The following is a 23,079-nucleotide window of genomic DNA, read 5'->3' as shown; positions in this document are numbered from 1 at the left end:
CAAGGTTCCTCGGCAAGCTTGGAATGACGTCCTTTTCGTGGTAAAAACTACTTTTCCGGGTATAGCAAGTACTTCTGCCGGGCGACCTTGTACTGCCCTAGGGCCGGCTCCCAGCTGGCGCGGATGCTGGCCTCGGAGCGCCCAGCTACTACCTGCGCCCGCAGCGAATCGGTGCCAGCCAGCTGCTCGAAGTACTTGGTGAAAAAATGGGGCTTGTCGGTGCTTTGCTGGTAGAAGTCAAGCAAATACCTGAGCGTGAAGAACTCGGCCGGCTGGCCGGGCGCGGGCTGGCGCAAGTCGAGGCCGTAGCAGAGGCGGCCGTTTTGGGGCGGGCTGGTCGAGCCGGCGTTGGGGCGGGGCGTAAACTGGTAGGGCCGGCTGGCGGGCTGGTTGGGGCTCCCCGCCACCTCGAAGGGGCTAGAAGTGCCGCGGCCCACGCTCACGTCGGTGCCCTCGAGCAGGCACAAGCTAGGGTAGAGGGCCACCGCCCGCGCCGTGCGTAGGTTGGGCGAGGGGCGCACGGGCAGGGCGTAGGGCGTGGCGTGGGTGTAGCCGCCCGCCATGGGCACCACTTGCAGGCGCGCCCGCGCGCCGCCGGCCAGCCAGTGCTCGCCATTGAGCATGCGGGCCAGCTCGCCCACCGTCAGGCCGTGGCAGATGGGCAGCGGGTCGAGCCCCACGAACGAGCGGTGCTTGGGCTCCAGCACCGGCCCATCAACCACCGCGCCGTTAGGGTTGGGCCGGTCGAGCACCACCACCTGTTTGCCCTGCTCGGCGGCAGCTTCCATCACGTAGTGCAGCGTGCTAATGAAGGTGTAGAAGCGCGTACCCACGTCTTGAATATCGAACACTAGCACGTCCACGTCGGCCAGCATGGCGGGGGTGGGCTTCTTGGTGGCGCCGTACACGCTGCGCACCGGCACGCCCGTGCGGGCATCGCGCCCATCGGCAATGGTGGCCCCATCGGCCGCCTCGCCCCGAAAGCCGTGCTCGGGCGCGAAGATGGCCGTCAGGTGTACCCCTAGGGCCTTTAGGGTATCGGCCAGGTGGGTGCGCCCCACCAGCGAAGTTTGGTTGACTACCAGCCCCACCCGCTTGCCGCGCAGCAGCGGCAGGTACTGGGGCAGCCGCGCCGCGCCCACTTGCAGGGCGGCCGGGGCCAGGGGCGTGGGTGGGGGAGGGGGCGCGTCGGCGCCGGCCTGGGCCAGTAGCAAGCCGGCTGCCAAAAACATCCGCGTCATCATGCCCCAAAAGTAGGCTTGGGCGGCCGCGCCGGGCCCTAGGGGGCGGAGCGGGGTGCAAACCCGCCGTAGCTTTACGCCAGCTGTGAACATCGCCCGCTACATATCGAGCCGCATGGACGGCGCCGACACCGGCTCGTTCACCCATTCCGTCACGCGCATCGCCACCGTCAGCATTGCCCTGGGCATTGCCGTCATGGTGGTTTCGTTCGCCATTCTGCACGGCTTCCGCGAGCAGATTCAAAACAAGATTTTCTCCTTCGGCGCCCACATCCAGCTCTCGCGCTACGACACCAGCAACTCGCTGGAAGTGGCGCCTATCTCGGAGCCTGAGCTGCGGCGGCAGTTGCTACGCTACCCGCAAGTGGCTTCGGTGCAGTCGTTTGCGCGCAAAACGGCCATCATCAAAACCACCGACGAGGTGCTGGGCGTGGTGCTCAAGGGCGTGTCGGAAAAGTATGGCCCCAGCGCCATGCGCCAAAACTTGGTGGCCGGCAAGTTCCCCACCTTCGCCGATACGGCGGCCAGCAACGACATCGTGATTTCGCGCAAAATCGCCGATAAGCTGCGCCTGGGGGTCGATAGCTCGGCTTTGTTCTACTTCATTCAGCAGCCGCCGCGCATCCGCAAGTTTCGGGTGGCGGGCATCTACCAAACCGGGCTCGATGAGTTCGACGAGGTGTACGTGCTCGGCGACCTGCGCCAGATTCAGGAGCTGAACGCCTGGCCCGATTCGCTGGTGGGCGGCTTGGAAGTGCGGCTGCGCGATTTTCAGCAGCTCAACCCCACCTTCGACAGCTTCTACCAGCAGCTGCCCTACGAGATTCGGGTCGAGAAAATTACCGACCAGTACGCGCAGCTCTTCGATTGGCTGCAGCTGCTGAATCGCAACGTGGTTATTTTTCTAATACTCATCATCTTCGTGGCTACGTTCAACATGGTATCGACCATCTTCATCATGATTTTGGAGCGCACCAAGATGATTGGCATTCTAAAATCGGTGGGTGCCACCGACAACCAGATTCGCCAGATGTTTTTCTTCCGCGGGCTGGGCATCACCCTGCGCGGGCTGGTCATCGGCAATATTATTGCCCTAGGGTTCAGCGCCTTGCAATACTACTTTAAGCTCATTCCCCTCGACCCCGAGAACTACTACATGGACCGCGTGCCCATTGCCTGGAGCCCGGTTGTGTTTGCGCTGCTAAACGGGGCCACGCTGGCGGCCGGGCTACTGGCGGTGCTGCTGCCCACCATCCTCATTGCCCGCATTAAGCCCATGGTAGCCATTCGCTTCGACTAGACCGCAGATTTAACGGATTTAACGGATTTCGGGGATACGCTTGGCTGCGCCAAGCTGGCTACGTGAGCGGCGGCGGTTAGCCGGGGCTGGCGCGCTGGGTGGCCGGAAAAACGAAAAAAAAGGGGCTAGGCCGCGCGCCACCGGCGGCTAAAAAACCAACTAAAAATCTCGGCAGCACACACCAAGCGCTACCTCTACGCGTTTGGCAAGCCAGCCGGCGCAGTAAGCATTTCTGCGAAATCCGTTAAATCCGTTAAATCTGCGATTACTTTTGTGGAGCCAATCATAGCCCCTGCGCGTTGCAGCGCCATTGCTGCGATGCAACCACTTGTTGAGTGGTTGGCTCTGAGTGGTAGTTCAATTTTACTTTTTTTCATGAAAAACCTCGTTCAGCGAGCTAGCCGGTTACTGCTGGCACTAGTCCTACTGGGCAGCTTTGGCCTCAGCAGCTGCCACAAAGACGATACTACCACCGTTTACGGAAACTGGACCAAAGGAAGCAGCTTTCCGGCGGCGGCCCGCCGGGGTGCCGTGAGCTTCGTCATCAATAACGTAGCCTACGTGGGTACGGGCATTGACGTAAATGGAACCAGATACAATGATTTCTACTCGTATAACCCTACTAATGGCAGTTACACGACGCTAACCTCGCTACCCGCCGTGGCCCGCTACTACGCCGTGGCCTTCACGGTAGGCAACTACGGCTACGTGGGCACCGGCTACGACGGTACCAACTACCTGGCTGACTTCTGGCGGTTCGACCCCTCGGCCAATACGCAGACCACGCTAGCCAACGGCACCACGGTGACGACGGTGGGCAAGTGGACGCGGGTAGCCGACCTGACCACCGCCCTAGGCGGCACCGCCCGCTACGGCGCGGTGGCCGGCAGCGTGGGCAACTACGGCTACGTGGGCTGCGGCTTCGACCTCAACTACAAAAAGGACTTTTACCGCTACGACCCCACCTCCAACACTTGGAGCACGTTTGCGGGCTTTCCCGGCGATAAGCGCATGGGCGCGGTAGCCTTCACCATCAACAATCAGCTCTACGTGGGCACGGGTATCAACAACGGGGCCGTAAACACCGATTTCTGGTCGTATAACCCCAGTGGTGATACCTGGACGCAGAAGCGCAACACCGCCAACCAAACCACCGGCTCGGATATTTACGACTACAGCGCTGTGGCTCGCAACAATGCCGTGGCCTTCGTGGTGGGCAACTACGGCTACATTGTTACGGGCAGCAACGGTGGTGCCGTGCGCTCCGATTGCTACCAGTACGACCCCACGATGGATACCTGGACGAAGATGAACCCCTTCCTGGGCACGGCGCGCAGCTACGCAGTGGGCTTCGGCATTGGCAACTACGGCTACGTTGGCACCGGCGCCAATGGCACTGCTTCGTACGATGACTTTTGGCGAATTGACCCCAGTGCAGAGCAGCAGTAACCTGACATCGGCCTGGCGCCACCTGCTCGGGCTAGTAGGGTTGGTGATGTTGGTGGGGGCTTGCTCCGCCGATATCACCGGCATTGGCGTGGGCTTGCCCGATGCCAATGCCAACACGGGGGCCTATTTGGTTGACACAATTACGGTGCGCGCTTCCACAGTGCTGCGCGACTCGGTGCCCACCAGTACCTCCAGCTACCTGCTGGCCGGGCGCTACACCGACCCGCTGCTGGGTACCCTGGAGGCCCGCAGCTTTTTTCGGGTAGGCCTAAGCACCACTTTCACTCCCGACGCCAGCTACCTGCTCGACTCGGTGGTGCTGGTGCTCAAGCCCGATACCTACCGCTACGGCGACACCACGAAGACGCAAACGCTGTTTTCCATCTACCCGATGAAAACGCCTGTGTCAAACACGCAGGTGTCGTATGCGTCGCCGAAGTACACCAAAGCTGATTTTGATTCAACGACCCTGCTGAACGAGCAGGCCGCGCCAGTGCGCCGGGCCCGCCCCAACCTCACCACGCTGCGCATTCGCCTGAAGAAATCCTTCGGGCAGAGCTTGCTAGACGCCGGGCAAACGGGCCGCATTGCCACCCAGGACGAGTTCCAGGCATTCTTCCCAGGGCTGGCCGTGCTGCCGGGCGCTACCGATAATGCTGCCCTGGTGCGCATGAGCGCCACCAGCACCGACGCGGGCTTGTTTCTGTACTACCATACTGCCGCCGATGCGAGCACGGAGCAAAATATAACGCTCCAGATTGCTACCGGTAACGGCCACTACTTCCAGGTGCGGGCCAACCGTCGAACCGGCTCGGTGGGCGCGGCGCTGCCCACGCAGCCGCTGCAAAAAGTGAGCGCCTCACTCACGGGCGAGCAAACGTTTGTAGAAGGTGCCCTAGGCCTGCAAACCAAGCTGGAGTTTCCGTATCTGTCCAGTATTCGGCAGTTCGGCCAGAACCTCACCATCACAAATGCGCAAATAACGGCGCAGGTACCGGCCACTTCGCTTACGCCTTATCTGCCCACGCCGCCCAGCTTCAATATATATCTTTCGAACGCCAACAACCAGCCTGTTAGCACGACGACCTACGCTACGGCCAATTATACGCCAGGCGTGTCGACCCTCACCGGACTCGACCAAGGCACGTATAACTGGACGATAACTAGCTACGTGCAGGCCGTGCTGGCCAATACCACGCCTAATAACGGCATGCTACTGGCCTCGGGCACGCCGGAGCTACCCACGCGGGTGGCCCTGGGTAGCCAGCGCAGCGTGCTTAATAAGCTGCAGCTGCGCCTCTACCTCATTAGCCTGAACTAGCCAGCGAGTGGATAATAAAAAGCCCCGGTGCCCCGCACCGGGGCTTTTTTGTGCCTGGGGGCGGCGGAATACCCTAGGGCAACGGATACTTTTTTCGCTAAATGCAGTTATACTGGCCGTGCCCGACTCCCTTACCCCTCGCCCCGACTTACTGCGCGTATCCTACGATGACTACCGCGCCCTGCCCGCCATTGCTAACTCCGACTTGTCGCGCCTGCGCGATGCCCTCGATGGCAAGCTGCCCCGCCGCGATTCGGGCTCGGGCGCGCTTAGCTTTGGCACGGCCTTCCACACCGCCCTGCTGGAGCCCGACGAGTACGTGGCCGGCCAGCCGGGCCTGAATGACACGCTCATTTGGTGGCTGGTAGAGGGCGTGCAGCTCAACACCGAGCTGAGCCGCCTGCTGGCGGGCGGCCTCACCGAGCGCAGCGCGGTTTTTACCGAGCCCGTCACCGATACCCTGTGCAAGCTGCGCGCCGACCTGGTAGTGGACCTGCCCGGCGAGCCCTACACGGTCATCGACTTTAAAACCACCCTGGCTCGCGATGCCGACCATTTCCGCTGGCAGTGCGCGGCCTATGACTACGACCGGCAGGCGGCCTTCTACACCGATGCTCTGCGCGCCGACCGCTTCCTGCTGGTAGGGGTGCAAAAGGTAGAGCCCTTCGGCGTATTTCCGCTCGAAGTGCCCGCCGACATGCTGGCCGAGGGCCGCCGCAAGTATATGCACCTACTGCGCCTGCTGCGGGCGCCCGCCACGGCCCCCGCTTACCGCGCCGAGGCCGTGCGCGCCGCCGTCGAGCGCCTGAGCCTGGGCGAATAGCCCTAGGGGCAAATAGGCGCAAAACAGCGTTCGAAAAGCACTGCCTATAAGCTTACGGCGAAGTTTTTGCCAAGGCCAAGCACAGAGGGCTGGGCTCCGGATGGAGCCTTGTTGCCCCCTAGGGGCTAGCTGGCGCTATACCCCGGTCTTGGCCAGCTCGCGTAGTGCCAGGCGCAGTGAGGCTGGCTCGGCTAGCTGCCGCTGCAAAAGCGCCAGGTAATCGATTTCGGCCCGCAGGCTGCGCTTTACTTCGCGCAAGCGGGTGCGCTGCTGCTTAGGGGTACCGCTCCAGGGGGCATCGGCGGCGGGCACCTGTGCGGCGGCTAGCTGCTGGCTTAGCTGAGTGCGCTGCTGGGTTAGCGCCTGCGTGTAGCGCGCCAGCAGCTCCTCGCTAGCTTCGCTGGTGGTTTCCTCGGCCAGCAGGGTGAGCAGGGCGGCCAAGTCGCCCGCCGCGTAGGCTGCCGTAATGCGCTGCATCAGGGCAGTTTGAGCTTGCTGGGTCGCGGTGTCGGCCTGGGCGGCGCGGTCGGGGTGGTGCTGGCGGGCCAGCTCGCGGTAAGCGGCCTTGGTGCTGCCCAGCAGGGCATCATCGGCCGTGCGGGCCTTTTCGGCGGCGGCCTGGGTCCGTTGCTGCCGCCGTTGCTGGGCAGTGGGGCGCTCGGGGGGGCTAGGCGTGGTGGGCTCGGTAGCAGGAAGCGGCCGCTCGGGCTCCTCAGTGGGCAGCTCTACTGGGGCGTAGCGGGCCAGCACGGCTGCTTCGTCTTCCCCAAAGCGCGCTTCCAGGTCGCGGGCAATGGCCACCAGCAGCTCCGTCACCTGCTGCTCCTCGGCGCGGGTGAGGTAGCCGCCCGGCAGGGCCGCTTCGAGTGGCTCGTAGAGCGCCCGGCGCGCCGCCACCGTAGCGGCTGCCAGCGGCCCCACCTGCCGCCAGTAAGCTAGGCGGGCCTGCGCTTGGGCATCGCGCAACGCCTGGAGCTGCGTGCGAAGCGTTGCCACTGCTTGCAGGGCCTGTCGGAATGCTTCTTGCGTAGGGCTGCCTAGGGTTGGCCTGGCGGTGCCAAGCGTGGGTAGCAGCTGGCGAAGTGGTAGAGTCGTCACAGTTTGCAAATTTACCAACTGGCTGCGCACCTCTCGTGATGGATAATAGTTACCGGTGAACAGGATGATTAGTGTTGTTTTTTTGAGTGGATTAAATAACTTGCTTTAATATTATTAGATAGAATAAATCTTGATAAAAAAATAATTGAAAATATTTTTGAAATTAGTTGCAACAATAAAAAACTTGCTGCACCTTTGTCGTACTAAACCGCCAACGCCATGTACCACCTCCTGAATAGTTTCCGCAATTCGGATAAGATGCAGCCAGAAGGACTGCATTGGCTCGGTGCACGCAACCGGTAAGTAGCCCCGCTGCTACTGCTGCGCCCGAGCCCACAAGCTCGGGTTTTTTATTGTTCATCAAGCGCTTATCAGCTGCTTAGTGAGCGCAATGCCTACTGGCCATGGGCCAGCAGCCGCTAATTAATCCCAGCCCCATGTCCGATAGTCGCCCCCTCCTTCTGCCTCATCTGCCGCAGCTAAGGTTCGCCAAGGGCGAACTACTGCGGTGTGGCCTCGCTTTTTTCATTCAGGATAAACGCTGATACTAATTGGCTATTTATTCGGGAAATGAAAAAGCCTGGCTTCTGCAAGCCGGGCTTTTTTGTACTTTTTTATAGAATAAATAATTGATTTTATTCGACTAGGAAAAGTGCGTCCGGCTGCTAGTGAAATTAATTGATGTGATAAAAATTACTCACGCCATTCGTTTGCGCGAATGGTTATTTTCCCACCCCCATGCGGTTCAATTTCAACTTCCGCAAAGCGTCGGCGCCCGTGCGCAACCACGAAGGTGCCCCGGCCTACACCCTCACCCCGGCCCTCGAGCTGTACGCCGCCGTCGCCACGGCCGGCCTCAGCGACCAGTTCTACGAAAAGGCCGACACTCGCCTGGCCCGCTTGCGGGCGCTGGTGGCCCAGAACGAGCCGCAGTTCGTAGCGCAGCTGGCGGTGTATGCCCGCGAGCAGCTCTACCTGCGCTCGGTGCCGCTGGTGTTGACCGTGGAACTGGCCCGCCAGCACCGCGGCGACAACCTGGTGAGCCGCTTGGTAGCCCGCGTGGTGCAGCGCGCCGACGAAATAACGGAGTTGCTGGCCTGCTACGCTCAGGCCAACAACCGCACCCAGGGCCGCAAGACCCTAGGGCGCCTTTCGAAGCAGGTGCAGCACGGTTTGGCCTTGGCCTTTAATAAGTTCGACGCCTACCAGCTGGCCAAGTACAACCGCGACGGAGCCGTGCGCCTGCGCGATGCCCTATTCCTGGTGCACCCCAAGCCGCGCGATGCCGGCCAGCAAGCCGTGTTCGACCAGCTCGTGGCCGGCACCCTGCCCACGCCCTACACCTGGGAAACCGAGCTGTCGGCCATCGGGCAGGCCACCTACGCCACCCCGGCCGAGCGCCAGGCGGCCGTAGCGCGCACCTGGGAAACCCTAGTGGCCAGCGGCAAGCTGGGCTACATGGCCCTGCTGCGCAACCTGCGCAACTTGCTGGAAGCCAACGTGAGCGCCGACGCCCTAGGGCAGGCCTGCGCCACCTTGGCCGACGCCCGCCAGGTGGCCCGCGCCCGGCAGCTGCCCTTCCGCTTCCTGGCGGCTTACCGTGAGGTAGCGGCGCTCGACAGCGGCCGGACGGCCCCGGTGCTGGCCGCTCTCGAAAGCGCCATTGCGGCCAGCGCGGCCAACCTGAGCGGCTTCGGGCCCGACACCCGTGTGGTGGTGGCCTGCGACGTGTCGGGCTCAATGCAGCAGCCGGTGTCGGCGCGCAGTAAGGTGCTGCTCTACGACGTGGGCCTGGTGCTGGGTATGCTGCTCCAGAGCCGCTGCCAGCACGTCGTCACTGGCATCTTCGGCAACACGTGGAAGCGTATCAGCCTGCCCCAGGGCCAGGTGCTGCGCAACGTGCAGGAGCTGTACCGCCGCGAGGGCGAAGTGGGCTACTCTACCAACGGCTACCTGGTGGTGCAGGACCTGCGCCAGCGCCGCGAGGTGGTAGATAAGGTGATGATTTTCACCGACTGCCAGCTGTGGAATAACACTGGTACTGGCAACGACCTAGCCCAGGAATGGGCCGCCTACCGCGCCAACGTGGCCCCGCAAGCCCGCCTCTACCTCTTCGACCTGGCCGGCCACGGCACGGCCCCGCTCGAAGTGAACGAGGCCAACGGCGTCGCCCTCATTGCCGGCTGGTCCGACAAGGTGTTCGACGTGCTGGCGGCCCTCGAAAACGGCGGCAACGCCGTGTTCGAAATCCAGAAGATTGAGCTGTAACCAAGCAACCCGGCCGGGCAAACAAGCGGAACCCCCGGCCGCTACAACTCAATTCAGAACCGGTGCCGTAGTTAGGGCTTACTTCGGGGCCGTAGTGGGTAAATAACCCATGCGGCAGGCCGCAAGGCCAGTAGCCCCAGCGCTTATTGCTCGGTTTTGTAATAAACAATTCATAAACAAAATTTTACGATGAACCGCGAGCAACGTCAGCAATTGGCGCACGGAACCTTAGCGGCCCTAGGGCGCGGCAGCTACCCAGGCCCCCAAGGCCCGGTGGAGTTTGCCGCCGCTCAGCGCGCCGCCGAGGCCGGCAGCATCCTCTACCGCCCCGACGATGCGCCCAGTCTGCTCCGCGAGCTGACCTGGCCCGCCGGGCCGCTGGCCACGGTGCGGGTGCACCAAGCCACCACCTTGGAGGCTGCCGCCGCACTCACCGGGCATTACCAACGGGTGGGGGTACTCAATTTTGCCTCGGCCCGCAACCCGGGCGGCGGCTTCCTAGGCGGCAGCCAGGCACAGGAAGAAAGCCTGGCGCGCTCGTCGGGCCTGTACCCGTGCCTGACGCAGTTCGAGGAGATGTACGCCCACAACGCCCAGCCCGACAGCACGGCGCTCTACAGCGACTACCTCATTTACTCGCCCCAGGTGCCCGTGCTGCGCGCCGACGATGGCCAGTGGCTGCCCCGCCCGGTGCTGCTCGACATCATCACGGCCCCCGCCGTGAACGCCGGCGCCCTGGCCCGCAACTCGCCCGACTTGCTGCCGCAGTTGGTGCCCACCATGCGCCAGCGGCTACGGCTAGTGCTGGCCGCCGCCGCCCGTCACGGGGTAGAGACGCTGGTGCTGGGGGCCTGGGGCTGCGGGGTATTCGGCAACGAGCCCCGGCAAGTGGCCCAGCTATTTGCCGAAGCGCTGGCTGAGCCCGGCGTGCGGGGCTGCTTTCGGCAGCTTGACTTCGCCATCTTCGACCCCAAGCCGCCGCACGCCGTGCTACAGGCATTTGCAGAGGCGTTGGAGCTGATAACTACTAATTAAATAATGGCTTGGGCCTGCGCCTGCCCAAACGGGGCATTCGCTGGGCCGGGGCGGCCGCCGGGCCCTAGGCCGGGCGGCTCGTTCCGAAGCCGTTATCGATAGGTGGGTGCCGTAGGCGGGCGCTACTTTGGGGCTGGTTTTCGGGGGTAGCTGCGGCTGCCTCACGCGGGTTCGAATCCCGCCACTGGCCCTCGGGCTGGTGGGCGAAAACGCTGCGCCGCCCGCCCGTAGCCCCATACAAATAGGAATGCGGCCGGGTGTCGTAGCCAGGCGCTCCTTCGGGTTATAAGTTCGATTCTTATCACCCCGCCAAATTCAGTACCAGGGGTGTAGCTCAACGGTAGAGCAGCAGTCGCCGGCGACTCATTACCCCAGTTGCATTTCCGCACGCGGGCCCTAGGGCCTCAACATTCTTTCTGACTTGAAAACAACTTACGCTTTCTAAACTGCTTACAACGAGTGCCGTAGGCTAGTCTTACTTCGCTGGGTCTTGTGCCGCAAGGTGTGCAGGTTCGAGTCCTGCCCGCGGCCCTAGGGCCCGGTGGCGAAAGTAGTAGACGCGCAAGAGATAAGTGACTAGCCGCCTTATCGCCTCGTTCAAGCTGCACTACTACGTGGGTGCCGTAGTTCGGCCATACTTCGATTACGATTCGCCAGGTTGCGGGTTTGAGTCCCGCCGGTAGCTGCTGCGGCAGCGGCCGTAGCTCAACTGACAGAGCAGGAAAGGCTGGGCGCCCGTTGCCCCACTACTGATTGTTAAACCCAGTGCCGTAGGTCGGCGCTACTTCGCTTGGTGACATCTGACTGTTAATCAGAGAGGGGGTTCGAGTCCCCACGCCTGGGCCCCGGCCCGGGCACTGCCGCCGGCCGCCTATTGCCTGGGTTTATTCTAGCACTTACCACAAAGCCGGTGCCGTAGCAGCGTCATACTTCGCTAGGGGCGATGGGGTCGTGGGTTCGAATCCCACCCGTCGGCCAGGCCGGCGGTAGCGCAGCGGTTAGCGCACATCAACGTAGGCGTTGCGCTTGTTGCCCGGCTTTGGGTAGGCTGCCTTGGGTGTCGTAAAGCGGCGCTACTTCGCACGTCTCGCGCCCTAGGGGTGCCGCAGGTTCGAATCCTGCCCGGGCCGGCCACTGGCTGGCGCGGTGGCTGAGTGGCTGAAAGCAAGATGCCTCCCGCGCGCCGCTTGCCTGTTACCCCAAGCTGCGGCTTAATAGTTCTCTCACGCACAAACACATTGTATTGACATGCAAAAAGATACTCCCGCCACTCGACCGCTTCACATGAGTATTCACCCCCGATATCCGGTGGCGGGCCTAGGGCGCCGCGCCGGCCCCGCATGGCAAACCGACACAAACCCTTGCCCGCCCGTGTGCGCACGGCGCAAGCAGCTGATGCTGCCCTGGCGCAGCACCTGAGCTGGCACAAGTGGCCCCTGGCCCGTCAGCTCGACTTTATTTTCTCGGCCGAGGCCCCGGCCTACATCGGCAGCCGCATCGAAACCGGCACCGCCCTGGCCGAGCTGTACCAGTGGGCCGTGGCCGCCTGGCCCCACGACGTGCAAAACCGCATTCGGCACTGCTTCCGGCAGCTGGCCGCCTATTCTACCACGCTCTTCACGCGCGCCGACCTGGCCCTGGGCCTGGCCCACGTGGGCCTGCACTACCACCGCCGCGTGCGCGAGCTGGCGGGCTGGCAGCCACCGTCTAAGAATCCGTTTCGGCAGCTTGATAGCCTGGTGCGGCACCTATTCGACCGCTACGGCGACGTGCCGGCCTGGGTGCTGCACCGCTGGGGCCGCCTGCCCGACCCGCGCAACGGCCTCTGCCTGAGCGAGCTGGCCGTGCACCTGGGCGGGGGCGGGGCGCTGCGGGCCTTCCGGGGCCTGCCCGTGGCCCTGAGCAAGCGCCAGGAGCACTTGATGCGGCAGGCCCCGGCCGGCTGCACCTTCCACGAAGCCTACCGCTACGCCCAGGTAGCCGAGCGCGACGCGGCCGAGTACCTGGGCGTGGCCCTCGACTCGCGCCTGGGCCGCGAGGTCCCCGGCCCCGACGATGCCCTGTGGCTGCAAGTGCTCGACCTGTTCCGGGCCGAGCCCGAGGTCGATGCCTGGCAGTTCGGCCCGGTCTGCGACTGGATTCACTTCCGCCGCCGGGTGGGCTCGCCCGCCGAGCCGGCCCAGCCGGGCTTCTCGGTGCGAGGCCGCAGCCTGGCTTCGCTGCTGGCCCACACCGCCCGCTGGCACCGCTGGCTGGGCCGTGAGCAAACCAGCCCGCACTACCTGAAGCTGCTCGAACAGCACTGGGCCGGCTTGCCGGTACCCGGCTTCGTGGGCGGCGAGGGCGAGTGGGTGCGCATCCAGCAACTGCTCAATTACCCAGCCCTGCTCGAAGAAGGCCAGCAAATGCGCCACTGCGTGGCTTCCTACGTGCACCAGTGCACCAAGGGCCGCGCCGGCATCTACTCGCTTACCTTCAACGGGGCCCGGATGCTGACCCTGCAGCTCGCGCCCGACCGCCGGCTGGTGCAGGTGCGCGGCAAGCACAACCGCCGCCCCTCGGCCGAGGAGCGGAACTGGGTGCTGCGCTGGCTGCAAGAAAATCACCTCACCGCCCCCGACTACGTGTGGCAGTAACCACCGAAAGCGGTGCCGTAGCGCTGGCTTACTTCGACCACTCCAGAATCCAAGCCCGCGCACTTATTGCCCGTTTCAGCCTGAAAACCTACCGGATGCCGTAGCGCGGCGCTACTTCGACCTGTCCCGTTGCATCCGTGCGCCGCACGCCCATTGCTCCGGTAGGCTCAGACGATGAATGCATTAGCCATTCATGCTTCCTAATTTCTACTTCATAATTCAACAGTCATGGCCTCCCAACTACGCGGCAACGACTTGCGGCAACTCGGCTTTCCCGAGGGCCGCGCCATTGGGCTAGCGCTGGCCCAGTTGCAGCGCAAAGACTACAAGCGCCTCTCGCAAACCGACCAGCTTGCCCTGCTCAAAGCCGTTCTGACAACCCCTAATGATTACCTCACCGACCTGGCCTGGAGCCACACGGCCGCCGCGCTGCTGCCGGCTCCCAGCCGCCACGTGGCCCTAGGGCCGCGCCAACCCTACGCCACCTTCGGCGCCGAGCACATCAAGCCCAGCGCCATCCACCAGATGGAAACCGCCATGAAGTTGCCCGTGACGGTGGCCGGCGCCCTCATGCCCGACGCCCACCACGGCTACGGCCTGCCCATCGGCGGCGTGCTGGCCACCGACAACGCCGTCATTCCCTACGCCGTAGGCGTGGACATCGGCTGCCGCATGGCCCTGTCGGTGTACGAGCTGCCCGCCAAGTACCTCACCCAGCGCACCCAGGAGCTGCGCCACTTGCTGCTCGAAAACACCCGCTTCGGCGGCGGCCGCAGCTGGGAGCGGGGCCAGCGCCTGCCCCACGAGGTGCTGGACCGCGACGAGTTCACGGTCATCCCGTTCCTGAAAAACAAGCTCAGCACGGCCGCCGAGCAGCTGGGTACCTCGGGCTCGGGCAACCACTTCGTCGAGTTCGGGCTGGTGGACATCACCGACCCGGCCAACGAGCTGGGGCTACCCCTGGGGCAGTACGTGGGGGTGCTTTCGCACTCGGGCTCGCGGGGCTTGGGCGCCAGCATCGCCCAGCACTACACCGGCCTAGCCAAGGATGTGTGCAAGCTGTCCGCCGAAGCCCAGCACCTGGCCTGGCTGGGCCTCGACACCGAGGCCGGCCAGGAGTACTGGGCCGCCATGAACCTGGCCGGTGACTACGCCTCGGCCTGCCACGAGCATATCCACCGCCGCCTGGCCAAGGCCCTAGGGCACAAGCCGCTGGCCAAGGTTGAGAACCACCACAACTTCGCCTGGCAAGAAACCCTAGCCGACGGGCGCGACGTGGTGGTGCACCGCAAGGGCGCCACCCCGGCCGGCGCGGGCGTGCTCGGCATCATCCCCGGCTCGATGACGGCGCCCGGCTATATTGTGCGCGGGCGGGGCCACGCCGCCTCGTTGGCTTCGGCCTCGCACGGGGCCGGCCGGCTGCTCTCGCGCACCCGCGCCAAGGCCGAAATCGGCGAGGCCGAGCTGCGCCGCACCCTAGCCGACCACGGCGTGGAGCTGCTCGGCGGCGGCCTCGATGAGGCGCCGATGGCCTACAAGGACATCCGCACCGTCATGGCCAGCCAGACGGAGCTGGTGGACGTGCTCGGCACCTTCACGCCCAAAATTGTGCGCATGGATGGCGCCTAACCCGCCGTGTGCTTGGAGCTTGTTTAGATTTCCATAAACAATAGAAGAACGTCCTGCTTCGGCAACCCCAGCAGGACGTTCTTCCAATTTTTAAACATACTCCCAGGCTTTGTAGCCGAGCGGCGGGCCGCGAAGTATCCTGCTCGGCCACAAAGCCCAAGCCTACAAAAGTTTTTTATCTGACAATCACGAACCTATTGGGGAACTAAAAAGATTTTTTACTGTAGTGGTAAATCCACTAGGCCAATCCACTCCGTAGGTTCTAGTGGCTCGCGAGAGCCGTGTTTTCATAGCCCTCGAAAAACCCGCCGCCCTTGGCCGCGGGTTTTTTGGCGTTTAGGGGCCTAGGGCTGCGGCGCGTCGAGCACCCGCACCGCGTCGCCCACCCGGATGGTGCCGCCCTGCGCAATGTGGGCCGTGAGGCCGCCGTGGCCGCGCATGGCGTTGTAGCCGCCGGGCCCTAGCTCCTCCTCCATGCGCGAGCAGGGGTGGCACTCGCCCGTCACGTCCAGCACCACCTCGTCGCCAATCTGAATCTGCCGGCCCTTGAGCGCTAGCAGGTTAAGGCCGCTCACCACCAAGTTGCGGCGCAGGCGGCCGGGCTCTACAGGCGCGGGCAGCCCTAGGAAACCCGCCACCGCCGCCAGGTGCTCGGCCTGGATGAGGGTGATTTGCCGCTTACCGCCGGGCTTGGGGCTGGCGTGGTCGCCGGCCAGGTGCCGGTTGGTCATTACCTCGGCTGCTGGCACCGCCTCTAGCTCGGCGCGGCGGGCCGGGCGCAGGCCTATCCACTCCAGCCGCCCCTGCTGCGGCAGCGTAGCCAGCAGCTGCGCGATGGTTGATTTGGAGTCGCCGAAGAAAGGGTAGGGCATTTTTTAATGAGTAACGCTTAATGGTTAGTGATTAATGCGCTTGTAGAGTACAAAAGAACGTCATGCTGAGCCTGCCGAAGCATCTCTACCGCACGATACAGCGTGGTAGAGATGCTTCGGCAGGCTCAGCATGACGTTCTTTTTAAGCGGTAGCAAGCGCTACACGGCGCCCAGCTTCCAGCCCTGGCGGTAGTCGCGCTTCACGAACTGGTTCACGTCGTCGAGGTTGGTGATGCGCATCTGCTGGTTATCCCAGAGCAGCTTGCGGCCGCGGCCGGGGTAGTCGAAGCCGCCGCCGGGGCCGGTGGCGCGGGGCTTCTTGATGTCGTAGCCGCGGATGGCCAGGTTGGCCATGAGCAGGGCCTCGGTGAGGGGGCCGGCCAGCTCGAAGGGCGAGCTGACTTTCATCTTGCCGGGGCCGGCGATGCAGGCCTCTACCCACTGGCCGTAGTGGCCGTTGGCTTGGCCGGGCACGCGGGCCAGCGTCTGGGGCACCTTCACCTCTTGGTTGCGCGAGAGGGGCAGCAGGCGCGGGTCTTCGGCGTAGGTGCTGGCCATCATCTTGCCCTTGTCGCCGATGAAGAGCATCCCATTGCCGCCGTCGCCAAACAGCTCGTTGGGGCCCAGCTCGTCGGGGCGCTCGGGCTGAATGCCGCCGTCCATCCAGTGCACGGTAATATCCTGCTTGGTTTTGGCAGTTTTGGGGAACGTGAGCGTGACGTGGCTGCTGGGCGGGCAGCTGTCGGGGAAGTAGCCGCGCTTAAACTCATCCACGTACACGCTACCCACGCTGGCCTGCACCGAGTTGGCATATTGCAGGTCGAGCACCCGGAAGGGCGCCTCCAGCAGGTGGCAGCCCATGTCGCCGAGGGCGCCGGTGCCGTAGTCCCACCAGCCGCGCCAGTTGAAGGGAATCAGGTGGTCGACGTACTCGCGCTGGGGCGCCGTGCCCAGCCACAGGTCCCAGTCCAGCTCGGCGGGCACGGCAGCCGTGGTAGTAGGCCAGGCAATACCCTGGGGCCACACCGGGCGGTCGGTCCAGCAGTACACGGTGTGCACGTCGCCGATAACACCGGCATCGTACCACTCCACGAGCTGGCGGGCGCCGTCGTTGGAGGCACCCTGGTTGCCCATCTGCGTCACCACCTTGTACTTACGCGCCGCGTCGGTGAGCACACGGGCCTCGTAGATGTCGTGGGTCAGCGGCTTCTGCACGTACACGTGCTTGCCCAGCTGCATGGCGGCCAGGGCTGGCATGGCGTGGTTGTGGTCGGGCGTCGACACCGACACGGCGTCGATGTGCTTATGCTCCTTATCCAGCATCTTGCGCCAGTCCTTGTAGTACTTGGCCTGCGGAAACGCCTTGCGCGAGTTGGCGGCGCGGCGGTCGTCCACGTCGCAGAGGTAGGCGATGCGGGCCTTGCCAGTCTTGGCGAAGTTGGCGATGTCGCTCTGGCCCTTGCCGCCCACGCCAATGCCAGCGACCAGCAGCTGGTCGCTAGGGGCGGTGTAGCCCTTGCCGCCCAGCACGAAGCGCGGTACGATAAGAATGCCGGCCGTGGCGACCGCGCCCTGCTTGAGAAAGTCGCGCCGGGAGGCGCCAGGAAGTTTTTCGCTCATGGAAAAGCTACTGTAGAGTGGGAAAAGTTGGGAAAAGGTACGGCATTGAATCCGCTTTTTTCAAAGAAAATTACAATGGGTAATTATTTGGCAACGGGTTGATTTCAACCAAGTAGCTAATTTGCCGCCGCCGTAGCTAAATCGTTTAACCAAACTTTGCGTTAAAGATGGGGCCACCGCGGCTTAGGCTGCACCGACCAGCCCTAGGGCCGCAAGAAAATGCGCAAGCAAATGCGTCCCGGTCCGGCGCCGGCTGTCCTTTACGCACAAATGTTTCCTTTCCCACCCCCTTTATGCTCCGTACTCTATCCTGGCTTTCGGCGCTGCTAGTGGCCCTAGGGCTGCTAGCTGGCCCAATGGCCCACGCCCAAGCCCGCCCCGCCGCCCCCTTGCGGGTCGGCATCGCCAGCCTCACCCATGCCCACGTGCACGGCATCCTGAGCGAGGCCAAGAAGGGCAACGTCCTCATTGTGGGCATTGCCGAGCCCAACCGCGCCCTGGCCGAGCGCCTGCTCAAGCAGTACGGCCTGCCCATGAGCCTGGTGCACAACACCCTAGACGAGATGCTGAAGAAAGCCAAGCCCGAGGCCGTGACGGCGTTTGGCAGCATCTACGAGCACCTGGGGGTGGTGCAGGCCTGCGCCCCGCGCGGCGTGCACGTGATGGTAGAAAAGCCCCTGGCCGTGAGCGTGGACCACGCCCGCCAGATGGCCGCCCTGGCCAAGCAGCACCACATCCACCTGCTCACCAACTACGAAACCACCTGGTACGGTTCTAACCGCCAGGCCTATCAGCTAGCCGACGAGCAGCACGCCCTCGGCGACCTGCGCCGCCTGGTGGCGCACGACGGCCACCAGGGCCCCAAGGAAATCAACGTGAATCCCGAGTTTCTGAGCTGGCTCACTGACCCGGTGCAGAACGGGGCCGGCGCCCTCACCGACTTCGGCTGCTACGGCGCCGACCTCTTTACCTGGTTTATGCGCGGCCAGCGCCCGCTGTCGGTGCAAGCCAGCGCCCTGCACATCAAGCCCGACGTGTACCCTAAGGTGGAGGACGACGTGACCATCCTCGTCAATTACCCCAAAACCCAGGGCGTGATTGAAGCCAGCTGGAACTGGCCCTACGCCCGCAAAGACCTGGAGGTATACGGCCAAACCGGCTCGGTCGTGGCCCTCGACCGCGACCACCTGCGCGTGCGCCTCAACGAGCAGCAGCCGGCCCAGGAGCAAACTGCCCCCGCGCCGCCCGCGCCCTACAACGAGCCCTTCGCCTACCTCACCGCCGTAGTGCGCGGCACCGCCCCCGAAGACGTGCTCTCCTCGCTGCCCACCAACATGCTGGTGGTCGAGATTCTGGAAGCCGCCAAGCAGTCAGTGCAGTCGGGCAAGGTAGTGATGCTGCCCGCTACTGCGCCATATTAATGTTCAATGGTTAATGGTTAGTGCTGAACGTCATGCTGAGCTTGTCGAAGCATCTCTACCGAACAAGGCCCCTAGGGGTATCCAGGCGGCGCGGTAGAGATGCTTCGACAAGCTCAGCATGACGTTCAGCACTGACCACTAAACGTTATTCTCCCGGATAGCGCAGGCCGATTTGCGCGCGCACCGCGTCGAGCAGCTCCATCAGCTCCAGGCTGAAGCTGAGGGGCAGCAGCGGGCTCTCGGTGAGGCCCTGGGCGAGACACTCCTGCACATGGGCGGCCTCGAAGTGGTAGCCGTAGCCGCTGATGGGGTAGGGGATTTCTTCGGGCGCCGCGCCGGTTAGCCGCAGCTGCACCCCCGTGGCGGCGTGGAAGCGCCCGCTTAGCTGCAGCTGCCCTAGGGTGCCGTAGAGCACGCAGCGGTTTTCGGTGGTGGCGGCGATGGTCGAGAACAGCGTGGCCGTGGCGCCGCTGGCGTAGGCTAGGGCCATGGCGCAGTTTTGGTCGACGCCGGTAGGCGCCGGGGTGGCTACGGCCCGCACCGTGGCTGGCGTGCCCAGGAATAGCTTGCTAATGAACAGCGGGTACACGCCAATATCGAGCAGCGAGCCGCCGGCCAGCGCGGGATTGAACAGCCGGCCCTCCGGCTTGTAGTCGGTGATAAAGCCAAAGTCGGCCACCAGGTGCCGCACCTCGCCGATGCGCCCCGCCCGCACCTCGGCCAGCGCCGCGATGATGGCCGGGAAGAAGCGCGACCAAAACGCTTCCATCAGAAACACGCCCTTGGCGCGGGCCAGCGCAATCAACTCCTGCGCTTGCTGAGCATTCTGCGTGAAGGCCTTTTCGCAGAGCACCGGCAGGCCGCCGTTCAGGCACAGCCGGGCGTGGGCGTAGTGCTCGGAGTGCGGCGTGGCCACGTACACCGCGTCGATGCCCGGCACCGCCACCAGTTCCTCGTAGCTGCCCACGGCGTGCGCCGCCCCAAACTCGGCGGCAAAGGCCTGCGCCCGCTCCAGGCTGCGCGAGGCTACCGCGTGCAGCCGGGCGCCGGGCACCAGCTTCAGGTCTTCGGCAAACTTGCGGGCAATGTGGCCCGGCCCCAGGATGGCCCAATTGAAGGTGCGCATGTGCAATTAAAAGTGGTGATTGCTGGTAGTTGCTTATTAAAATAGAACGTCATGCTGAGCTTGCCGAAGTATCTCCACCGCGCCGTGTTGTGCGGTAGAGATGCTTCGGCAAGCTCAGCATGACGTGCTGATTATTGAGCGAAGCAGGCCCTAGGGCAGCTCGCGCACCCAGATATTGCGGAAGCTCAGCGGCTCGCTCTTGTCGCCGTGGGCCTGCAGCTTGATGGGCGAGGGGCCGTGGGCCTTGCCTTCGTAGCTGGGCTTGCCGATGTACTGGGTGGGGCCGTCCAGCTCCACGTTGTCCTGCACCAGTACGCCGTTGAAGAGTACCGTTACGCGAGCTGGCGTTTGCACCTTGCCATCGGCGGCGAAAACGGGCGCCCGCCAAGCCACGTCGTAGGTCTGCCACTCGCCCACCTTGCGGGCGGGGTTAGCCGCCGGCACGCGCTGCTTGTAGATGCTGCCCGCCATGCCGTTCACGTAAGTCTTATTCTCATACGAGTCCAGAATCTGCAGCTCGTAGCCCGCGTCGCCCTTGCCGATGGAAGCCAGAAATACGCCGCTGTTGCCGCGCGCCTGGCCGGTGCCGGTGAGGCTGGTGGGCTCGCGCCACTCGATGTGCAACTGGTAGTTGCCGAAGCTGCGCTTGGTTTCGATGTTGCCCGTCGTCTTGTCCACCGTCAAAATGCCGCCGGCTACCTTCCACTTGGCGGGCGTGTTGTGGTCATCGGTCATCACCCACTCATTCAGGTTCTTGCCGTCGAACAGCACCACCGCGTCGGAAGGCGGCGCGCCGGGCGTGGCGGCGGGCTTCACCACCTTGGGCACGGGCTCATACACTTCGGTGTCTTCGGGCTTGCCGCTTTGCTGGGCGTGGGCCAGCGATACAGCCCCTAGGGCCAGGGCGGCGGTGAAAGCAAGGTTTTTCATGGATTGGAAAAAGTAGGGTGATGACTAATGGCGGGCCCTAGGGCCTACACGTTGCAAATGCGCACCGCCTCGCGCAGCGAACCCAGCTTGTCGGCCTTGGTGGGGATGAACTCCTGGGCCACGAAACCCTGGAAGCCGGTGGCCTTGATGGCGCGCATAATGGCCGGGTAGTACAGCTCCTGCGAGTCGTCGATTTCGTGGCGGCCGGGCACGCCGGCGGTGTGGTAGTGCGCGATGTAGGGGTGGTAGTCGCGGACGTTGCGGATGATGTCGCCCTCGTCAATCTGCATGTGGTAGATGTCGAAGAGCAGTTTGAAGTGCTCCGACCCCAGGCGCTTGGCCAGCGTGGCGCCCCAGCTGGTGCGGTCGCACTGGTAGTCTTTATGGTCGATTTTGCTGTTGAGCAGCTCCATCACCAGCACCACCTTGTGCTGTTCGGCCAGCTTCACGAGCGGCGCCAGGCCCGTCACGCAGTTCGTCCAACCCTGCTCGTCGCTCAGGCCGCGGCGGCTCCCGCTGAAGCAGATAAGGTTGGTGTAGCCGGCCTTAGCCACCTTGGGTATCATCTCGCTGTACTGCTTCTGCAGCTGGGCGTGAAAGCGCGGGTCGTTGAAGCCGTCGGTGAGGTTAAGCTCGGCCCCGTTGCACATCGGCGAGTCCAGGCCGTGCTTCTTCAACGTGGCCCAGTCGTTGGGCCCAACCAGGTCGATGCCCTTGATACCCATGCCCTTGGCGGCTACGCACAGGTCATCGAGGGGCATATCCTGAAAGCACCAGCGGCAAACCGATTGCTTGATGGGGTTGGTCACGGGCGGGAGGCTAGGGGTAAGCTGGGGCTGCGCGCTAGCGCCGGCCACGCCCAGCGCGCCCACCGTGGCGGCACCGCTAAGCAGGCCTTTCAGGGCCGAGCGACGGGTTGGAAGCGATGACGAAGGCATGGGCTAGCCGGCGGGTGCCAGCGAAGTAGGCGTGTAAGGAGTTTCAGTTTCGGTGAGCTGGCCCTGGCGGGCGCGCTCACGGAAAAGTAACAGGAACAGCAGCAGCACCACTGCCGCAATGCCAGCCGGAATCAGCCAAATCATGCGCCAGTTGTGGGCGCCATCGGCCAGCTGGTAGTTGTCAAAAATGCGGCCAGAGAGTAGCGTGCCAATCAGCATGCCCACGCCGTAGGTAGCCAGCGTGATGAAGCCCTGCGCTGCGCTCTTAAACTGGTCGCCGGCTAGGTTGTCGGTATAAATCTGGCCCGTTACGAAGAAGAAGTCGTAGCATACGCCGTGCAGCACAATGCCCACAATCAGCATCCAGTAGTTGCCTAGGCCATCGCCGTAGGCAAAGAACAGGTAGCGCAGCACCCAGGCGCCCATGCCGATAGCTAGCATTTTCTTGACGCCCAGCTTGCTGAAAAACAGCGGAATAGCTAGCATGAATAGCAACTCCGATACCTGCCCCAGGCTCTGTACGCCAGCAGCCGACTTCATGCCCACTTCGTTGAGGAAGGGATTGGTGAAGCCGTAGTAAAAGGCCAGCGGGATGCAGATGGCGATGGAGGCCAGGAAGAAAATCAGGTACGAGCGATTCTTGAGCAGCCCAATGGCGTCGAGGCCCAGCATGCTGCCCAGCGACGCGCCAGCCTGGCCGCTCTTCATGGGCGGCGTGGCTGGCAGCAGGAAGCTGAACACGCCCAGGATGGCCGAGGCGCCGGCCGCCATGAGGAAGGTGGCTTGTAGGTTGTTGGTTTGCTCCCAGCTTAGCCAGCCGATGGTGAGGCCGGCGATAATCCAGCCTAGGGTACCTAGCACCCGAATGGGCGCAAACTCCTTCTGCGGGTCTTTCATCTGCCGGAATGCCACCGAGTTGACCAGCGCCAGCGTGGGCATGTACAGCACCATGTAACTGAGGATATTGGGGTAGAAGCTGCCAAAATCGGGCGCTTGCGAGGCCCGCCACAGCAGCGCCGCTCCCGCTAGGTGCAGCACCCCTAGGATTTTTTGGGCCGAGAAAAACCGGTCGGCAATCAGCCCCACGATGAACGGCGCCACGATGGCCCCGATGGACTGCGTGAGGAAAGCCACGCCCACTTCTACCCCCGTGGCCTTGAGATTGTGCAGCAAATAGGTTCCCAGCGTTACAAACCACGCGCCCCAGATAAAAAACTCTAGGAACATCATGATGGACAGCTTGATACGGATGGAGGTAGGCATGGGTGGGATGATGGTTACAGCAAGAAAAAGAGGTGCTCATGCTGAGTTGGTCGAAGCATCTCTCCCGCACTGATTTAAGATAATAGGTATGTGGTAGAGATGCTTCGAC

General features: G+C 63.5%; 18 protein-coding genes and 1 tRNA gene. 10 read left to right on the top strand and 9 right to left on the bottom strand.

Features of this window, described 5'->3' with window-relative positions; genetic code table 11:
• Window positions 1-47 precede the first annotated feature (47 nt).
• A complete protein-coding gene (locus tag HHL22_RS09185) occupies window positions 48-1,334 on the bottom strand; it encodes an exo-beta-N-acetylmuramidase NamZ family protein (protein WP_241738000.1) in 1,287 nt (428 codons plus the stop codon).
• Here HHL22_RS09185 and HHL22_RS09180 point away from each other — a divergent pair.
• Window positions 1,327-2,541 (top strand): ABC transporter permease, encoded by a 1,215-nt coding sequence (locus HHL22_RS09180; RefSeq protein WP_317172642.1) that lies wholly within the window; start codon window positions 1,327-1,329, stop codon window positions 2,539-2,541. The two genes, HHL22_RS09185 and HHL22_RS09180, sit on opposite strands and share 8 nt — an antisense overlap.
• A 194-nt stretch (window positions 2,542-2,735) precedes the next feature.
• Here HHL22_RS09180 and HHL22_RS09175 read toward each other — a convergent pair whose 3' ends face one another.
• On the bottom strand, window positions 2,736-2,918 hold the full coding sequence (locus HHL22_RS09175; protein ID WP_169530628.1) for a hypothetical protein: 183 nt from the start codon (window positions 2,916-2,918) through the stop codon (window positions 2,736-2,738).
• Between HHL22_RS09175 and HHL22_RS09170 the strand changes: the two genes are divergently transcribed.
• The 3 genes from HHL22_RS09170 to HHL22_RS09160 all read left to right on the top strand — a co-directional run bounded on the left by HHL22_RS09170 (window position 2,917) and on the right by HHL22_RS09160 (window position 6,134).
• Window positions 2,917-3,990 carry a Kelch repeat-containing protein gene (locus tag HHL22_RS09170; protein ID WP_169530627.1) on the top strand — a complete coding sequence of 358 codons (1,074 nt, stop codon included), beginning with the start codon at window positions 2,917-2,919 and terminating at the stop codon, window positions 3,988-3,990. The genes HHL22_RS09175 and HHL22_RS09170 overlap by 2 nt on opposite strands.
• Entirely contained in the window at window positions 3,932-5,311 is a 1,380-nt protein-coding gene (locus HHL22_RS09165; RefSeq protein ID WP_169530625.1) for a DUF4270 family protein, read from the top strand. Before HHL22_RS09170 ends, HHL22_RS09165 begins: the two co-directional genes overlap by 59 nt.
• A 118-nt stretch (window positions 5,312-5,429) precedes the next feature.
• Window positions 5,430-6,134: a PD-(D/E)XK nuclease-like domain-containing protein gene (locus tag HHL22_RS09160; protein WP_169530623.1), complete on the top strand. Its 705-nt coding sequence runs from the start codon at window positions 5,430-5,432 to the stop codon at window positions 6,132-6,134.
• A 135-nt stretch (window positions 6,135-6,269) separates the two neighbouring features.
• Here the strand turns inward: HHL22_RS09160 and HHL22_RS09155 are convergent, their stop codons facing one another.
• Window positions 6,270-7,130, bottom strand: coding sequence for a J domain-containing protein (locus tag HHL22_RS09155; RefSeq protein WP_169530621.1), 861 nt, complete (start codon window positions 7,128-7,130; stop codon window positions 6,270-6,272).
• Window positions 7,131-7,970: 840 nt separating this feature from the next.
• On the opposite strand from HHL22_RS09155, the gene HHL22_RS09150 reads away from it, so the two are divergent.
• From HHL22_RS09150 to HHL22_RS09130, 5 genes are all read left to right on the top strand, one after another.
• On the top strand, window positions 7,971-9,500 hold the full coding sequence (locus HHL22_RS09150; RefSeq protein WP_169530619.1) for a TROVE domain-containing protein: 1,530 nt from the start codon (window positions 7,971-7,973) through the stop codon (window positions 9,498-9,500).
• Between the two features lie 189 nt (window positions 9,501-9,689).
• Window positions 9,690-10,535 carry a TIGR02452 family protein gene (locus HHL22_RS09145; RefSeq protein ID WP_169530618.1) on the top strand — a complete coding sequence of 282 codons (846 nt, stop codon included), beginning with the start codon at window positions 9,690-9,692 and terminating at the stop codon, window positions 10,533-10,535.
• Between the two features lie 906 nt (window positions 10,536-11,441).
• Window positions 11,442-11,512, top strand: a tRNA-Pro gene (locus HHL22_RS09140).
• Window positions 11,513-11,896: 384 nt separating this feature from the next.
• On the top strand, window positions 11,897-13,171 hold the full coding sequence (locus HHL22_RS09135; protein WP_169530615.1) for a PcfJ domain-containing protein: 1,275 nt from the start codon (window positions 11,897-11,899) through the stop codon (window positions 13,169-13,171).
• A 228-nt stretch (window positions 13,172-13,399) separates the two neighbouring features.
• The gene (locus HHL22_RS09130) at window positions 13,400-14,800 is read left to right on the top strand and encodes an RtcB family protein (RefSeq protein WP_169530614.1); all 1,401 of its coding nucleotides are present in this window, start codon (window positions 13,400-13,402) and stop codon (window positions 14,798-14,800) included.
• Window positions 14,801-15,144: 344 nt separating this feature from the next.
• Here the strand turns inward: HHL22_RS09130 and HHL22_RS09125 are convergent, their stop codons facing one another.
• Window positions 15,145-15,672 carry an MOSC domain-containing protein gene (locus tag HHL22_RS09125; protein ID WP_169530612.1) on the bottom strand — a complete coding sequence of 176 codons (528 nt, stop codon included), beginning with the start codon at window positions 15,670-15,672 and terminating at the stop codon, window positions 15,145-15,147.
• Window positions 15,673-15,831: 159 nt separating this feature from the next.
• On the bottom strand, window positions 15,832-17,292 hold the full coding sequence (locus HHL22_RS09120) for a Gfo/Idh/MocA family protein (protein ID WP_169530610.1): 1,461 nt from the start codon (window positions 17,290-17,292) through the stop codon (window positions 15,832-15,834).
• 293 nt (window positions 17,293-17,585) lie between these two features.
• On the opposite strand from HHL22_RS09120, the gene HHL22_RS09115 reads away from it, so the two are divergent.
• A complete protein-coding gene (locus tag HHL22_RS09115) occupies window positions 17,586-18,713 on the top strand; it encodes a Gfo/Idh/MocA family protein (RefSeq protein WP_169530608.1) in 1,128 nt (375 codons plus the stop codon).
• Window positions 18,714-18,858: 145 nt separating this feature from the next.
• Here HHL22_RS09115 and HHL22_RS09110 read toward each other — a convergent pair whose 3' ends face one another.
• From HHL22_RS09110 to HHL22_RS09095, 4 genes are all read right to left on the bottom strand, one after another.
• Window positions 18,859-19,839 (bottom strand): Gfo/Idh/MocA family protein, encoded by a 981-nt coding sequence (locus tag HHL22_RS09110; RefSeq protein ID WP_169530606.1) that lies wholly within the window; start codon window positions 19,837-19,839, stop codon window positions 18,859-18,861.
• A gap of 150 nt (window positions 19,840-19,989) precedes the next feature.
• On the bottom strand, window positions 19,990-20,769 hold the full coding sequence (locus HHL22_RS09105; RefSeq protein ID WP_169530604.1) for a 3-keto-disaccharide hydrolase: 780 nt from the start codon (window positions 20,767-20,769) through the stop codon (window positions 19,990-19,992).
• A 44-nt stretch (window positions 20,770-20,813) separates the two neighbouring features.
• Window positions 20,814-21,707: a hydroxypyruvate isomerase family protein gene (locus HHL22_RS09100; protein WP_169530602.1), complete on the bottom strand. Its 894-nt coding sequence runs from the start codon at window positions 21,705-21,707 to the stop codon at window positions 20,814-20,816.
• 3 nt (window positions 21,708-21,710) lie between these two features.
• Window positions 21,711-22,970, bottom strand: a complete 1,260-nt coding sequence (locus HHL22_RS09095; protein WP_169530600.1) for a nucleoside permease — start codon at window positions 22,968-22,970, stop codon at window positions 21,711-21,713.
• Window positions 22,971-23,079 lie beyond the last annotated feature (109 nt).

Source organism: Hymenobacter polaris, assembly GCF_012927305.1.
Classification (GTDB): domain Bacteria; phylum Bacteroidota; class Bacteroidia; order Cytophagales; family Hymenobacteraceae; genus Hymenobacter; species Hymenobacter polaris.
Note: the sequence above shows the minus strand (reverse complement) of the source record. Positions and strands in the feature narration are given on the sequence as shown.